9 protein-coding genes are annotated in these 16,258 nt (G+C 65.2%); 4 read left to right on the forward strand and 5 right to left on the reverse strand.

The genetic code is table 11. From position 1 onward, the window contains the following. Window positions 1-35 precede the first annotated feature (35 nt). The gene (locus llg_RS18360) at window positions 36-2,249 is read right to left on the reverse strand and encodes a carboxy terminal-processing peptidase (RefSeq protein ID WP_338286315.1); all 2,214 of its coding nucleotides are present in this window, start codon (window positions 2,247-2,249) and stop codon (window positions 36-38) included. 163 nt (window positions 2,250-2,412) lie between these two features. Here llg_RS18360 and llg_RS18365 point away from each other — a divergent pair, with 163 nt between their 5' ends. Continuing rightward, complete coding sequence (locus tag llg_RS18365) at window positions 2,413-3,732, forward strand: alkaline phosphatase D family protein (RefSeq protein WP_338286316.1); 1,320 nt, start codon at window positions 2,413-2,415, stop codon at window positions 3,730-3,732. 47 nt (window positions 3,733-3,779) lie between these two features. Here llg_RS18365 and llg_RS18370 read toward each other — a convergent pair whose 3' ends face one another. Next, window positions 3,780-4,625, reverse strand: coding sequence for a polysaccharide lyase (locus tag llg_RS18370; RefSeq protein ID WP_338286317.1), 846 nt, complete (start codon window positions 4,623-4,625; stop codon window positions 3,780-3,782). Window positions 4,626-4,704: 79 nt separating this feature from the next. After that, window positions 4,705-6,408, reverse strand: coding sequence for a 4-alpha-glucanotransferase (locus llg_RS18375; protein ID WP_338286318.1), 1,704 nt, complete (start codon window positions 6,406-6,408; stop codon window positions 4,705-4,707). 142 nt (window positions 6,409-6,550) lie between these two features. On the opposite strand from llg_RS18375, the gene llg_RS18380 reads away from it, so the two are divergent. Further along, window positions 6,551-7,348: an ABC transporter permease gene (locus tag llg_RS18380; protein ID WP_338286320.1), complete on the forward strand. Its 798-nt coding sequence runs from the start codon at window positions 6,551-6,553 to the stop codon at window positions 7,346-7,348. Window positions 7,349-7,613: 265 nt separating this feature from the next. On the opposite strand, the gene sucB is transcribed toward llg_RS18380, so the two are convergent. Further along, window positions 7,614-9,062 carry a dihydrolipoyllysine-residue succinyltransferase gene (gene sucB, locus llg_RS18385; protein ID WP_338286322.1) on the reverse strand — a complete coding sequence of 483 codons (1,449 nt, stop codon included), beginning with the start codon at window positions 9,060-9,062 and terminating at the stop codon, window positions 7,614-7,616. Between the two features lie 42 nt (window positions 9,063-9,104). Continuing rightward, complete coding sequence (locus llg_RS18390) at window positions 9,105-11,873, reverse strand: 2-oxoglutarate dehydrogenase E1 component (protein ID WP_338286323.1); 2,769 nt, start codon at window positions 11,871-11,873, stop codon at window positions 9,105-9,107. A 151-nt stretch (window positions 11,874-12,024) separates the two neighbouring features. Between llg_RS18390 and llg_RS18395 the strand changes: the two genes are divergently transcribed. Both llg_RS18395 and llg_RS18400 read left to right on the forward strand, forming a co-directional pair. Further along, window positions 12,025-12,957, forward strand: coding sequence for an ATP-binding cassette domain-containing protein (locus llg_RS18395; protein ID WP_338286326.1), 933 nt, complete (start codon window positions 12,025-12,027; stop codon window positions 12,955-12,957). Between the two features lie 88 nt (window positions 12,958-13,045). Then, the gene (locus tag llg_RS18400; RefSeq protein ID WP_338286327.1) at window positions 13,046-16,258 is read left to right on the forward strand and encodes a HEAT repeat domain-containing protein; all 3,213 of its coding nucleotides are present in this window, start codon (window positions 13,046-13,048) and stop codon (window positions 16,256-16,258) included.

Genomic DNA, 16,258 nt, shown 5'->3' on the forward strand with positions numbered 1-16,258 from the left:
GGCGAGATGAATCACGGGTTCCTTGGACACTTGGATCAATGGATCTCGACGGGAGTCTTCCGGTTTTCGGCGAGATCGGAACCTTCGCTGCACGTCACGAGATCGTTCAGCACCAGCAGGGCCTCGCGCTTCGCGGGCTCGAGGGCACCGGGCCAGGTCGGCGTGGACGATGGGGCCGCGACGCGGACAAACTCCTCGGAGGCCTTCGCAGGATCGTAGGAGCGCAGGCCGGTGCCGCGGGCGAGATCATCAAGGGTCAGCCGCTGGAAGGTCAGCGTGCGTGCATCAACCTCCTGCTGGGCTTTGAAACGAAGGGCGCGCGCGGCATCGCGTTCCTCCTTCCGGAGCGCGGCCTCGGCAAGCTCCTGGCGGCGGGAATCGATCTGCAGCGAGCGGGTCGGCTGGCCACGGCGCGCGGCGGCGAGGGCGATGTCCTCGCGGAGTTCGGCGAAGTCCTTGCTGGGGTCGGTGCGCTGCTTGCTCAGCTCCCGAAGGCGCGGCAGGAACAAACCATCCGCGGACAGCGGGGTGAAACCCGGCGCGGGCCGGACGCGGTCGCGCTGGAAGGCATGCGGCAGGAACCGCTCGCCCACCTCCGCCGCATCGAAGCGCCCGGGCAACGCGATGTCCGAGGCGATGCCATCAAGCTGGCTGGACGCGCCGGAGGGCAGGTAGAAACGTTTCGTGGTGAGCTTCATCACGCCCACCTGGTCACGCTTGACGAAGAAGGGCATCAGCGGCGCGAGCTCGATGGTCTCCTGCACCGTGCCCTTTCCATACGTGCCGCGATCGCCGACGACCACCGCGCGACGGTAGTCCTGGAGCGCTCCGGCGAGGATCTCGGCGGCGGAGGCGCTCTGGCGATCGACGAGGACGACCAACGGCCCCGGGTAGATGGCTTTCTGCCCGGAGGACAAGGTACTAACTTTCCCGTAAGTGTCCTTTTCCTGAAGCACCGGACCGGTGCCGGTGAAGAACCCGGCGATGCGGCGGGCTTCGTCGACCGAGCCACCGCCATTGCCGCGGAGGTCGAGGACCAGGCCGTCGATCTTGCTGGCCACGAGGCGCTGGAGCAGCCTCTGGACGTCGTTGGCGCAGGCGGTGCGTCCGCTCGGGATATCGACGTAGAAACCGGGCAGCTCGATCCAGCCGAGGCGGTGGCCGGGTTGGTTCGGCAAGCTGATGCCCACGACACCCGCGCTGGCTTCCTCGGACTTCAGCTTCACCCGGCCGCGGGCGATGACCATGTCCCGGAGATCCGAGGTTCCGGCGGGATAGACCCGCAAACGCACGCGCGTCCCCTCCCCGCCCGCGAGCAGCGAGGCGACCTCCGAGGAGGTCATGTGCAAGACATCGGTCATGCCATTGTCCCCATCCTCCAGGCCCACGATGCGGTCGCCGGGCTGGAGCACGCCCGATTGATCGGCGGGACCGCCGATGAGGATGCCAGCGACCCGGGTGGAACCGTCGTCGACGGACTCCAGGGTGACGCCAATACCGACCATTTCATTGCGCAGGGTGTTGCCGAAACCATCGGCCTTGCTGGCACTCATGTAGTCGGAATGCGGATCCTGGGCCCGCGCCATGGCGTTGAAGAAGGCGTAGGCGGCCTCGGTGTCATCGGTCTTCGCGACCTTCTCGACGAGGCGGCGGTAACGGAGCGCGACGATCTCCACGGGCGTGGCCCGGTCGGCGGATGGCACCGCGGGCGCGGCCTTGGCCTTCCGTTCCGCGCGCAGCATTTCATCAAGCAAAGCGTCCTTGAGCTTCAGCCGCAGCAACTCATCGGCCTCCCTGGCATCGCGCGGCCATGGGGCCGTGCGGCGGTCGGTCTGGATGGATTCAGCGGTGGTGAAATCGAAACGGTTCTCCGCGAGGAGCTGTTTCGCCCGTTCCCCGCTGGCGGCGACGCGTTGCTGATAGATCCGGTGGATGGCGAGGGCCGTCTTCGGCCCCTTGCAGGTGATCAGCAAGGAAAGGAGGTCGTTTCCACAGCCTGCCCGGAAGCCCTCGACATCGCTCTGGAGGAAGTAGAAGTGGGTCGGATCGAGCTGATCTAGATACTGGGCCAGCATTCGTTGGCTGGTCCCGGCCCCGTAAGGAAGCCGCGAGAAGTGCGAGTTCTGGATCGCGATGGCCTCATGCTTGCCGATCTCCCCGAGGTCGGCCGGGGCCGCGCGGGTGACCAGCGGAATCGAGGAGAAGGCGACGGCGAGCAAAACACGCCGGCAGGCACTCTGGATCTTCATGCAATGGGAACGACGGACCCTGTGGGGCCGCACCCGGGAGAATGCCTACAGCCCGGGCTGACAATCAAGCGATTCCCTCGTGGGGAAGCCGCAGCACCAAATTTGAAATTTATTTGCCTTTTAGGAAACCTTCTCCACCGTGGTGGGGAACCTTCCGCGATTGATGAACGATCCCGCCTCCCCGAACCGCCGTCGTTTCTTGAAGACCTCGCTCGGCATGCTGTCGATGCCCGCGTTGCTCCCGTCCGCGGAAGCCGCGATCAACCCAAAGGGTGCGCCCGTGCCCGAGGAGATCGGGCCGGTGTTGGGGCACATCGATGAACACCGCATCTGCTGTTTCGTGCGTCCGAAACAACCCGGCAAGGTGACGCTGGTGGTGAAGGATGGCAGCGGCAAGACCATCGCCCGGCAGGAAGCCACCGCCGACCCGGCGCGCGACCTGTGCACGCATTTCCGTTTGGAAAACCTGAAACCGGACACGGTCTATACCGGCCAATTTCTCAATGCCGAGGGGCAGCCGCTGTTCGCGGACTCCGATTTCCGCACCCGCACGGCGAAACCGCCAGCGATGGGACAAAAGGCCGTGCTGGCGATGGGCTCGTGCCTCTCCAGTACCTCCTTCGACGGGCTCTGGAAGCAGGTCGGCGAACAACGACCGGATGCCTTCTGCCTTCTCGGGGACACGCCGTACATCGATTCGAACGACCTCGCGAAGAACCGCACGGCACGGCGCGTGATGTGGGGCACCCTGCCTTCGCTGGGACTGCTGGCGAAGCGCATCCCCTTCTGGAACACGTGGGACGACCACGACTTCGGCAAGAACGATTCCGACGGCCTGATGCCGCTCAAGGAAAACATCCGGCAGGCGTTTCTCGAATACAACGCGCTCGCCTCCTATGGCGAGGACGACAAAGGCATTTACACGAGCTTCCGCCGCGGGCCGATGGAGGTGTGGTTGATCGATGACCGGTGGTTCTCGCAGACCGATGTCTCATGGGCGGATCCGGCACAGCGGACGTGCATCGGCCGGAAGCAGTGGGACTGGCTGCAGCGGACGCTGAAGGCCTCCACCGCGCCTTTCAAGATCCTGTGCACCGGCATGACCTGGTATCCGAAGGGCGGCAAGGAGAAGGACCACTGGGAAACCTACTCCTCCGAGCGCGAGGCGATCTACTCCTTCATCAAGGATCAAAAAATCCCCGGCGTGGTGCTGGTCTCCGGCGACATCCACGTGAGCCGCCATCATGATTACGGAAAGGAACGGCTCGGCTATCCGCTGCACGAGTGCGTCGTCTCGCCGATGCATGACTCGGTGATCCCGTCCCTCGACGTGCCCCATGCCGCGCGGGTGTGGAGCAAGCCGGAACCGAACGTTTTCATGACCCTCGCGGCGGATGAAAGGACCCTGGAGGCTACGTGGTTCAACATGGCCGGGACGAAGCTCCACGGTTTCAAGGTGGGCGCGGCGGAGTTGCGGGCTTGAGCCGCGCCCGGGATTTCAAATTTGAGATTTCGGATTCGGAAGACTCCTCACTTCGGAGCCACATCCTCGTAGGTAGCCTTGCCGTCCGCGATCCGGTAGTCCGTGCCGTAGATCGTCTTCGAAGTAGCGTCGGGCTTGTCGGACTCGAACTGTGAGCGCTTGCGGTCGGTGTCGAGGTGCCACTCAGGGTGGTAGATGCCGGTCTTGAGGTACGGGGTGTATTCCACGCCGATGTCTCCATAGACGTTCGGCCCGGTCTTGTCATAGACGACCTTGCCGTCCTTCCAGATCTGGATGAGCCCGTCCTCGCGCGGCGACCACTTGGCGTGGATCACCCACGAAACCCAGGTGCCGGGCTGGATCGGATCGGCGAGCTTGTCATTGGTGCGGGTCGGCTTTTCCAGCGCGGTGCCGTAGCTGCGGCGAACGAACCAGGAGTCCTCGCCGACGGATATTTCCAGATTCGGATAGGTCGCCTTGCCCTTCCCCGGGATGGCGTGCCACTGCAGGACGATGTCATTGCCCTTCGCATGGCGTTCGATGACCCAGTCCTTCGGGACGAGAATGCGGCCCGCATACCAACGCTCCTGAAAGCCCTGCTCATGCGGCAGCGAGAGCTCGGCGCGGAAGGAGTTCGGGGCGCGCGGAACGAAAAAGCGGACGGCCTTCTTGCCCGCCAACCCGGGCGCATCCACGACATCGAGCCGGGCCGGGGTATTCGTCGCCAGATTGTAGCGATCGTCCTCCGAAATGCCCCAGCGGGTGATGGAGCCGGATTGGAAGTCGTCCTGGAAGACGATCTTCTGGTCGAGATTGAAGACGTCCTTGGCCTTTGGCGCGGCGTTCAACGGCAGCGTAAACACCGCGAGAATGAAGGTGAAGATCTTGAGCATGCTACCGCGGATTACGCGCGGCGCGGGCGGGATCTTTTAGAACATCTAGGTCCCATACGTCCCATACGACCTATCTCCCTCACCGACCGCTGAGCTGGATGAGTTGCCGGAGCTTCGCGGATGCCGCCTCCAGAACCGGCGATGCCAGGGCACCGCTGGGATGCCACGGCAGACGCAACCGCCAGTTGTCACCACCCACCGTTCCCGGGCGATTGAAGCGCTCGGTCATCGCCGTGAGGTCCGTGATCATGATTGCGGCATAGCGGGAGGTGGAGCTGAAGAGGCTCTTGATGAGACGCCATTGAATGGCATCCGAATAGGGCGGCCACACTCCGCCAATGCACGGGAGATCCGCGAACTCCGCCATGCGGCTGAGATAGCCAGTGGCGGTCGCGACGTAATCCGGATCGCTGCTGGGCGAGGCCACGTCATGGCGCAGCGATTCCCACATGCCCGCGAGCGTGTCGTGATCGTGCGTGGCGTACGTGGCGAAGCTGCACTCGGGCAGCTCCTCCTTCGGGATGACGTGGCCGTCTTCATCGAAGTCCCAATGCGGGATGCGGAACCCGGCGATGCCGATGGACGAGAGATGCGGCCGGACGTATTCGGGCACGCAGCCGAGGTCCTCGCCGACGACCTCCCCTGCCCCGGCGGCCTCGATCACCATGCGCAGGCGGAGGTCGCCATCGGCGCGGTTCGCAGCTTGGTTTTCCGGCGTGTCATCGGGGCGCGGCGCCCAACCGGGCAGCAGGCCGCCGGTTTTCAACTCCGCCTCTTCCTCGGTGAGATCGAGGAACTCGGCGTTCCGCTGCGGCCGCCATGGGAACGAGTAGATCCGGTAGAAGCCGAGAACGTGATCGATGCGGAAGATGTGGAAAATCGAAGTGAGCTTCGCGACGCGCTGCCGCCACCACGGGAAATCCTCGTCCGTCATCTTGTCCCAACGGTAAAGCGGGATGCCCCAGTTCTGGCCCCACTTCCGGATGAAGCGGTCGTGCTTGAACACACGCTCCGGCGGAGCACCGCCGCACCAGCCGAGGTCGAAGTCGGCCTGGCCAAAAAACACATCGGCGGAATACCAGCTCACGCCGATCGGGATATCCCCCATCAATTTCACGCCACGGGCATCGGCGTGGGCTCGGACGGCCCGCCATTGGCGGAAACACAGCCACTGGATCCACTTGAAAAACGACAGGCGCTCGGTGACGGCCTCGCGATCCAACTCAAAGGCCGTGCCCAAGGTGGCGAGCGCCCGCTTCGGATCATTGAAGGCTTCCGGCCACAGATCCCACGTTTCGGTGCCGTGGTTCTGCTCCATCAGCCATCGGAAATTCGCGTAAGGCAGCAGCCACCCGGCCTCGGCTGCGGAGAAATCGCCGAATTCCTCCCAGTCCTCTTGCTCCTGAAAGCGGGCCCATGCTTTTTCCAACAACGCCCGCTTGGCCTTGCGGACGGCGCGGTAGTCGACCAGCGGAGCCTCGGCCGCCCCACCCATTTCCGCGCGGACCGCGGCCACCTCCTCCGGCGTCACCCACGGCACGTCCTGCGGATCGAAGCTGAGATAGGCGGGTTCCAGCGCCACGGACGAGATGGCGTTGTAGGGGCTGTCATCGGCCCCGGTTTCCTGGATCGGCAGGAGCTGGAGGAAGCCGACCCCGTGGTCCGCCGCCCAATCGATCCACTCGCGGAGCGCGCGGGTGTCGCCGATGCCGAGATCGCCCGGGCGACGCGGGGAAAAGGCTGGCAGCAGGATGCCGGCGGAACGTCGGGGCGCGGTGGTCATGGTTGTCGGGGAGTTTCGGCCAACCTCGGAAAGTGGCAAGCCGTTAGGGAGGGAGAGCAAACGGCAGGCCGGGATGCGGTTTCCTGCATGGAATGCATGGTTGCTCTTGGCGGGCGGCGTTTCGCGCTCCATCTTCCGGGCCGTGTCCCTGTTCCGCGTCATCGGTCGCCTGATTCTCGACTTCCTCGTCTACCTCGGGGAAATCGCGATGCTCGTGAGCGAGACCTTTGTCTCCCTGACCCGCGGCAAGATCCGCCCCCGGCTGGTGCTCGCGCAAATCGCGGAAACCGGCTACCGCTCGCAGCCGGTGGTGATCGTGACCGGCGCCTTCACCGGCGCGGTGCTGGCGGCCCAGGCGATGTTCCAGTTCAAGCCTCTGGGCATGGAAACCGGCGGCGGCGCGCTGGTGAGCGTGGCCATGCTGCGCGAGCTGGGCCCCTCCGTGACCGCGCTGATGCTGGCCGGACGCGTCGGCGCGGCGATGGCCGCCGAGATCGGCACCATGAAGGTCACCGAGCAGATCGACGCGCTACGATCGATGAACGTCCATCCGATCGATTATCTGGTCACTCCCCGCCTGCTGGCGATGGTGCTGGCGATGCCGCTGCTGATCGCGGAATCCGCGGGCTTCGGGATCATCGCCTCGGTCATCGTGGGCATTGGCCCGTTCGGCGTGAACCCGGCCTACTGGCTCACCCAGATGGGTCGCTACACCGACATCACCGACATCATCATCGCTCTGACCAAGGGTTTCGTGTTCGGCATGCTGATCGTGATCATCTCCTGCGACCAGGGACTGAAGGCGAACCAAGGCGCGGTGGGCGTCGGCCGCGGCACCACCCGGGCGATGGTGTATTCCGCGCTGGCGATCCTGATCGTGAACTTCTTCCTGACGCTGCTGATGAACATCATCTTCCCGGCAGGCGCGGCAACGAAGTAGCCGCAGCCGGCATGCGATAGCCCAGGGCATCGCCCTGGGGCCCGACGACGATGGGAACCGAGCCCTGAAGGGGCGGGATGCCGGTGATGACGCCGCTTCTCCTTTCATTCCGCCCCTTCGGGGCTCTTCTCGATTCGTGCCCAGTCCCAGGGCGATGCCCTGGGCTATTCCATGACGCCCCTTCAGGGCTACACTTAGGCTACTAAAAAGCCCGATCCGCGAACGGACCGGGCCTTTGGTAAAGTTCGTCACGCGATCACTGGGATCACATTTCGAGCAGCAGGCGCGTCGGGGTCTCCAGGCACTCCTTGATGCGGATCAGGAAGGTCACCGCCTCCTTGCCGTCCACGATGCGGTGGTCGTAGCTGAGGGCGAGATACATCATCGGGCGGATGACGACCTGGCCATTCACCGCCACGGGGCGCTGCTGGATGGTGTGCATGCCGAGGATGCCGCTCTGCGGCGGGTTGAGGATCGGGGTCGAGAGCAGCGAACCGTAGGTGCCGCCGTTCGAGATCGTGAAGACACCGCCCTGGAGGTCCTCGATGGCGATCTTCCCTTCCTTGCCCTTCTTGGCGTAGTCGAGGATGTCCTGCTCGATCTGGGCGAAGCTCTTCTTGTCCGTGTCGCGGAGGACCGGGACGATCAGGCCCTTCTCGGTGCCGATGGCCACGCCGATGTCGTAGAAGTGGTTCTCGATGATGTCCGTGCCCTCGATGCGCGCATTGATCTGCGGCACATCCTTGAGCGCCTGGGCCACGGCCTTCACGAAGAAGGACATGAAACCGAGCTTCACGCCGTGCTTCTTCATGAACTCGTCCTGCACCTGCTTGCGGAGGTCCATGACGGCGGACATGTCCACCTCGTTGAAGGTGGTGAGGATGGCGGCGGTCTGCTGCGCGTTGACGAGGTGCGTCGCGATCTTGCGGCGCAGCATGCTCATCTTCTTGCGGGTGGTGCGGCCATCCTCGGAGGCGGTCGGCGCGGAGGCCTTCTCGACCGGCGTGCTGACGACGGACAGGTCCGGCTTCAGGCGCGGGGCGGTCACGCCGGTGGCGGCACCGGGAGCCGGGGCCGGAGCGGCGGCGGCAGGAGCCGGGATGGAAACCGGAGCGGGCGCGGGAGCGGCGGCAGGAGCCGGAGCGGCACCGGCGGCACCCACCTCGATGGTGGCGATCACGGCACCGATGGCGACTTCCTCGCCCTCGGGCACGAGGATCTTCAGCTTGCCGGAGGCTTCCGCCTCCAGCTCGTTGGAAACCTTGTCGGTCTCGAGCGTCACGAGCACCTCGCCCTTGGTGACCTGATCACCGTCCTTCTTGCGCCAAGCGGCGACATTGGCGGAGGTGATGGATTCACCGGCCGCGGGAACCTTGATCTCGACGGTGCCACCGGCCGCGGGAGCGGAAACCGGGGCCGCCACCGCGGCGGCAGGAGCCGGAGCAGGAGCCGCGCCATCGGCGGCCGGAGCGGCACCGGCCGTCTCCTCGATGTGGCCGATGATGGTGCCGATGGACACTTCCTCGCCCTCGCCGACGAGGATCTGGAGGATCCCGTCGCCATCGGCTTCGAGTTCATTGGAAACCTTGTCGGTCTCGAGAGTGACGAGCACTTCGCCCTTGCGGACGGACTCGCCGTTTTTCTTGTGCCAGCGCGCCACGTTGGCGGAGGTGATGGATTCGCCAGCGGCGGGAACTTTGATGTCGAGGGACATGGTTGCGGGAAAAGTCGGAGGCCTTCGGGGTCGGGGGATTTGTTAGAGTGTGAAGGCTTCTTCGAGAAGCGCCTTTTGCTCGCGGTAGTGCATGGCCTTCGAACCGGCGGCCGGGCTGGAGGCGCGCTCGCGTCCGGCGTAAACCGGCTTCTTGCCGAGGACATCCTCCAGCAGCGGGGCGATGTAGGTGTAGGCACCCATGTTCTGCGGCTCTTCCTGGCACCACACGAAGCGGGTCGCGTTCGGATACTGGCTGAGCAGGGCCTCGACCATCTCCTGGTGGAACGGATAGAGCTGCTCGACGCGGAGGATGGCGGCGTTGTCGATCGCCTTCTCCTCGCGCTTGGCGGCGAGGTCGTAGTAAACCTTGCCGGAGCAGAAGATCACGCGCTCCACGGCCTGCGGGTTCGCGAATTCCTTCGGATCGGGCAGGATTTCCTGGAAGCAGGAGCCCTCGAGGAAGTCCGCTTCGTTGGAAACGGCTTCGGCGCGGGTGAGGAGGCTCTTCGGCGTCATCAGGATGAGCGGCTTGCGGAACTCGCGGCGCTTCTGGCGGCGCAGCGCGTGGAAGTACTGAGCCGGCGTGGTGAAGTTGCCGACGATCAGGTTGTCCTCCGCGCACAGTTGCAGGAAGCGTTCCAAGCGGGCGCTGGAATGCTCCGGGCCCTGGCCTTCGTAGGCGTGCGGCAGCAGCATCACCAGGTCGCTCGGCGTCTGCCACTTCGACTCGGCGGAGGAAATGAACTGGTCGATGATGACCTGCGCGCCGTTCGAGAAGTCACCGAACTGAGCTTCCCAGAGGGTGAGCATCTGCGGGTAGCTCAGCGAGTAGCCGTAGTCGAAACCGAGCACGGCGAACTCGGACAGGAACGAGTTGTAAACGCAGAACTTCGACTGGTCTTCCGAGAGGTGCTCGAGGGCGATGTGGCGTTCGCGGGTCTCGTAATCGTAGAACACCGCGTGGCGCTGCGAGAACGTGCCGCGGCGGCAGTCCTGGCCGGAGAGGCGCACCGGAGTCTGCTCCATAAGCAGCGAGCCGAAGGCCAGCGACTCGGCGAAGGCCCAGTCGATCGGGCCGCCGTTGTGCAGGGCCTCGATGCGACGCGGGATGAAGCGCTTGGCCAGCGTCGGGTTGAGATGGAAACCCTCCGGGATGGTCGTGAGTACCTTGCCGATGTGCTGGAGGCGGTCCTTGCTAATGCCGGTGGCAACCGGGGTGTGGGAATACGGCGGCTGTTCGACCGCCGTGGAACCACCGAACACGGTGCGGTCACCGGCCTCGGTGGCCGTCACCATCTTCTGGTAGCTCTCCTCGAACTTGTCCCAGATGGCCTGCTCGAGCGCGTCGGCTTCCGGCTGGGTGAGCACGGCGGTTTCGACGAGCTGGGCCTTGTAGATCTGGCCGAAGGTCTTGCGGGCCTCGATCTTCTTCGCGATGTGCGGCTGGGTGAAGGCGGCCTGGTCGTTCTCGTTGTGGCCCTGGCGGCGGTAGCAGTACATGTCGATCACGATGTCGCGACCGAACTTCTGGCGGAACTCGAGGGCGAACTGGGCGGCCCAGTAAAGCTCCATCGGCTCCTCGCCGTTCACGTGGAGGATCGGGGCCTCGATCATCTTCGCCACGTCCGTCGCGTAGGCGGAGGAGCGGGCATCGGCCGGCAGCGTGGTGAAGCCGACCTGGTTGTTGATGATGAGGTGGATGGTGCCGCCGGTGCGGTAGCCCGGGAGCTGGGAAAGGTTCAGCACTTCCGCCACGGAGCCCTGGCCGGCGAAGGCAGCGTCACCGTGCAGCAGCACCGGCAGGACCCGCTTGCGGTCGGTGGCCACGCCGTCGTCGCCGAGCACGCGCTGGCGGGCGCGGGCCTTGCCCTCGACCACCGGGTTCACGGCTTCGAGGTGGGACGGGTTGGCGGCGAGGTTCACGCGCACCTTGCCATCGGCCAGTTCGCGGATGCTCTCGTAACCGAGGTGGTACTTCACGTCGCCATCGCCGGCCACGAGGTCCGGGATGTAGTTCGGCGTGAATTCATAGAGGATCGTGGTGAGCGACTTGCGGACGAAGTTCGCGAGCACGTTCAGGCGGCCGCGGTGGGCCATGCCCATCTCGATCTCCTGCACGCCCGCGCCGGGGCAGCGCTCGAGGATGGCATTGAGCACCACCATCGCGCCTTCGCCGCCTTCCAGCGAGAAGCGCTTCTCGCCGAGGAACTTTTTGCCGAGGAAATTCTCGAACGACTCGGCTTCCAGCAGCCAGCGCAGCGAGTTGACCTTGCGCTCCGCGGGATCCGCCTCGCGGCGCGCGTGCTGCTCGATCCGCTCGCGCACCCAGTGGCGCACGGTCGTGTTGTTGATGTGCATGAACTCGAAGCCGATGGCTCCCGAGTAGATGTTCTCCAGGGCGGCCACCATGTCCCGCAGCTTCATCTTCTCGCCGTGGAGGAGGAACTGGGTGGAGGCCTCGCGGTCGAGATCGGCCTCGGAGAAGCCGAACTGGTCGAGGCGCAAGCGCGGGTTGCGCTCCTGGGTCTCCTCCAGCGGATTGATGCGAGCCTGAGTGTGGCCGAGCGTGCGGTAGTTGTAAACGAGGCTCACCACCTTGCCGTAGAAGGCGAGGTCGGCGCCCGGCTCGGCGATGGTGGCGGTTCCGGCGGCCCCTGCGACTTCAGCCTTCCGCGACTGCGCGGCACCGAGTTCAAATCCTTCGAAGAATGCGGACCAGGTCGGCTCGACGGAGCGCGGGTCTTCGATCCACTGGGCGTACTTTTCCTCGAGCAAATCCGCGTTGAGGCGGGCCGAAACCGATGAGTTCATGGGCTGTATTGGGAATGCCGGTGGGAAAGCGTGATTTTCTCGCTTGGCCCGCCGCGCGCAGCGCTTAGTTAAGGGGCAGGCCGGTGCGCGTCAACCGCACAGGACAGAATTTGAGAAGAGTTTGAAAGGAGTTCCGGAGCCCTCGCCACCGATGATCGAAGTCAACAATCTGACCAAACGGTTCCCCCGCCACGAAGCCGTCCGCGGCATCAGTTTCTCGGTGGCCAAAGGGGAAATCGTGGGTTTCCTAGGGCCCAACGGCGCCGGCAAAACCACCACCCTGCGGATGCTGACCGGCTACCTGCCGCCCACCTCCGGCAGTGCGAAAGTGGCGAATCACGACATTTTCCGCGAATCGATCGAAGCACGTCGCAAAATCGGGTATATGCCCGAAAACGTGCCCCTCTACGACGACATGCGGGTGCGCGAGTATCTCCGTTTCCGCGCCGAGCTGAAGGGCCTCTCCGGCCGCGACGCCCGCCGCCGCGTCTCCGAGGTGATCGAGACCTGCGGCCTGGAGGCGGTGAAGAAGAAAATGATCCGCGTCTGCTCGAAGGGCTACCGCCAGCGCGTGGGCCTCGCCGATGCCCTGGTCCACCAGCCCGAGCTACTGATCCTGGACGAACCCACCAACGGACTGGACCCCAACCAGATCCGCCAGATCCGCGAGCTCATTCGCCAGCTCGCCGAGCGCCACACGGTGCTGGTTTCCACCCACATCCTCCACGAGGTGGAAATGACCTGCAACCGGGTCATCATCATCGACGGCGGCAAGATCAAGGCCCAGGACACGCCGAAGAACCTGGTGGCGGGCATGCGCGCCGCTGGCAAGGTCCACCTGGAGGTCGCCGCGGACCCGCAGGTCGTCTCCGCCGCCCTCTCCCGCTTGGACAACGTCAAGCGCGTGACCACGGAACCCCGGGACGACCGCTGGACGCATTTCGAGGTATTGGTCGATTCCGGCACCGATGCCCGCGAGCGGATCAACAACCTCGTGGCGCAATATGCGTGGCCCATGCGCTCGCTGTTCCGGAAGGAAGCGACGCTGGAGGATGTATTCGTGGAGCTGACGCGCCGGGACTGACCGGTCCCCCGGCAGGCGCGTCCTTGCCTTTCGGCTCCGATTGGGATTGAGTGTCCGATGCCTTGGAGGATTTCCGGGGCACCGGGCCATGAAACCGTCAGCCGTCCTCCTGCTGCCGCTGGTCTCCACGGCGCTGTTCGCCGCCCCGCCGGAGCTTGGAAAGCCCGTAGCCATCGGCCCGGAACTCCATTTCCCCACTGCTCTGGCGGTGGATATGGATGGAACGATCTACGTGGCGGAGAGCTTCCGCTCGGAACACTCGGACCCGGACCTGAGCCGGTTTCCAGACGCATGGGCACTGGATGACCTCGCCGTGGGCACGGTCGAGGGCCGAGAGCTCCTTCTGAAGCGGCGGTTCACGGCCGGGCAGATTCCGGAGACCGCGGGCTGGCGGGATCTCAACCGCGACGGCGTTTCCGATCACCGGGACCTCGGCGTGGTCTCCGAGCGCATCCTGCGGATCGGGCCAGGCAAGGCGGCCACCATCTTCGCCACGGGCTTCAATCGCGAAACCACCGGCACCGCCGGAGGCCTGTTCGTGTCCCGAGGCGAGGTGCTGGCCTCGATGTCCCCCGACATCTGGTCACTCCGCGATCTCGACGGGGACGGCAAGGCGGACCGGCGCGAGGTGTTTCACAGCGGCTTCGGCGTCCACATGGGAATGCCCGGTCACAATCTCCGCGGCATCGTCCGCGGGCCGGACGGCAAACTCTACTGGCCGGTGGGCGACAAGGGCGTGAGCACCGTGGCACGGGAAGGCTATCCGGTGGTGCTGCCGGACGAGGGCTGCGTGTTGCGCTGCGAGCCGGACGGTTCCCGGCTCGAGATTTTCGCACGTGGATTGCGGGACGTGCGCCAACTGGCCGTCAACGATTCCGGCGACCTGTTCGGCATCGACAATGGACCCGGCCCCGGCAACCCGGGACGGTTGCTCCAGATCGTGGACCAGGCGGATTACGGTTGGCGCTGCTACTATGACTATCGTAGCGATGGCTACAATCCCTGGTCCGAGGTGGAGGACGGACAGCCGCCGCCCCACGTGTGTCCCGCCGTGCCGGGCTACCAGGAAGGCGCCGCCGCGGGACTGATCCGCCTTCCCGATGGCGAAGGCTTCCTGATGATTCCTTTGCCCGCCGGACCGCCCCGCTGGCTGAAAACCGCGGCCTTGGGAGCGGGATTCGTTTGCCGCAGCGAAGGCCCGTTGGCCACCTCGATCCAGGCCTCCGCCGCCACCTTCGGGCCGGATGGTGCTCTCTATCTGGTCGGAGTGAACACCACCACCCCGATCACGAAACCACAGCTCTGGAAGCTAGCGCTCCCGCCATCGATGGCGAGCAAGGACGCCGCCCCTCTGCTACGCAAGGGACCGGCCAAGATCGATGCCGCCCAATTGCTGACCCGGCTCGATCACCCGGACGCCCGCGTCCGGCTCGATGCCCAATTTGAATTGGCCTCCCGGAATGACAGCGCGCCCCAGTTGCTGGCCGCGGCCGGTCGCTTCCGGGATCATCCCCGCCCTCTTTCCCACGTGCTGTGGGCGCTCACACGGCTCTCGATCTTCGATCGCGGGGTGCTCCGCGATCTACTCCAGTCCCCGGTGGACGAATCCCGGGCCCAAGCGGCCAGATGGGCTGGCGAGTTGCACGGGACCGGCTGCGCCGACGATCTGATTCCCCTGCTCCGCGATCCTTCGAACCGCGTCCGTTTCCACGCGGCCATGGCCTTTGGGAAACTCCGGTCGCCGCTGGGGCTCGGGTTCCTGCCGACCCTGCTGGCGGAAAACGACAACCGTGATCCATGGCTGCGGCACGCGGGCATCACCGCGATGAAGGGACTGTGGCTGGCCGATGTGGCGCGAGTGGGCCAAGAACACCCTTCGTCCGCCGCCCGCCTCGCCATCGCGCTCTCGGTAGCCGCCCGCAATCCCGCCGCGGCCTTGCCATGGCTCCGCGACCCCGATCCGGCCGTGGCTGACGCCGCGATCTGCGCCATCTATCAGAACGCGGCTCCGGATCCTTGGGATGCCAACGCCGGCGCCCCCCTCACCCAACTGGCGTGGCGGCTGGGAGAAACCAAGCCCAGCCCCGGCCCCATGGCCACCCGCCGACTCATCGCCGCCAATCGGCTCACCCCCGATCCGAAGTCCATGGGGCGGCTGCTCTCCTACGTGGAGGATGTCGGCTATCCAGCCAGCCTGCGGATCGAGGCCATTCGCGCGATCGCCACGTGGAAGGCATTGCTTGCCCGTGACCCGTTCGACGGACGAGTCCGCACGGTCACCCCCGGACCGGAAGTCGACCAACTCCGCCTCTCACGCACCCTCACCAAGCTGGCCAAGGGCAGCCATCCGAAGCTCGCGGAGGCCGCTACGGCAGCATTAAAAGCCCTCGATATCCCACCGACACCCGATCCCACGAGCTTCCTCGCGGACGCCCTCGACCGGGACCTACCCGTCGACCAACGGCTGCTGGCCGTCGACGCACTCTCACGCCACCAACCTGCCTCCTTCAAAAACGCCATCGATCTCCTGTTGCGGGATCCGAATCCCAGGATCGGGCTGGCCGCCGCCAAGATTGCAGGCCGCCAGGGCTCGGAAAAAGCCCTCGATTTTGTCTGCGGCATCCTCGGGAACTCCAACGACCAGTGGGAACTCCAGGAGGCCACCCGCATACTCGGCTCACTTTCCAACGCAAACCGGGAAACGCTGATCCTCCAGTTTCTCGACCAAGTCCAGCACGGGCGCTGGCCCGCCGGTGCGGTGCTTGATCTGTTGGAAATCTCCCGCCCGCTTGCCGGGAATCTCCAAGTCGCCGCCATGTTGGCGAAGGTCGACCAGGCCCTTTTGGACCGCGACGGCAAACTCGGAGCCTTCACTCCCTGCCTGACCGGCGGCAACCCCGCGAACGGCAAGGCGGTTTTCGAAAGGCGTGGTCTCTCCGGCTGTGCGAGCTGTCACAACGCGGAGCGAGAGGCACAGGAACTGGCCCCATCCCTCAACCACATCGGTTCCGCGGGTCGGCGCTTCATCCTGGAGTCCCTTGTGTTTCCCGATGACAAGGTGGACGCCCCCTACCACTTTATCGTGCTCGGACTGCCGGACGCCCGCACCGTCCGGGGCATGCTGAGGGGCGAAACATCGGAGACCGTCACCCTGCGGATCCTGGATGGTTCCGACGTGGTGGTGAAGAAATCGGAGATCGTTTCCCGATCCGCTCCGGCGAGCCTGATGATGCCAGCCCACCAACAGCTTTCGCTGATGGAGGTGCGCGATCTTGTCGAATACCTCTCGAGCCGCCAATAA

The organism is Luteolibacter sp. LG18 (genome assembly GCF_036322585.1).
Taxonomy (GTDB): domain Bacteria; phylum Verrucomicrobiota; class Verrucomicrobiia; order Verrucomicrobiales; family Akkermansiaceae; genus Luteolibacter.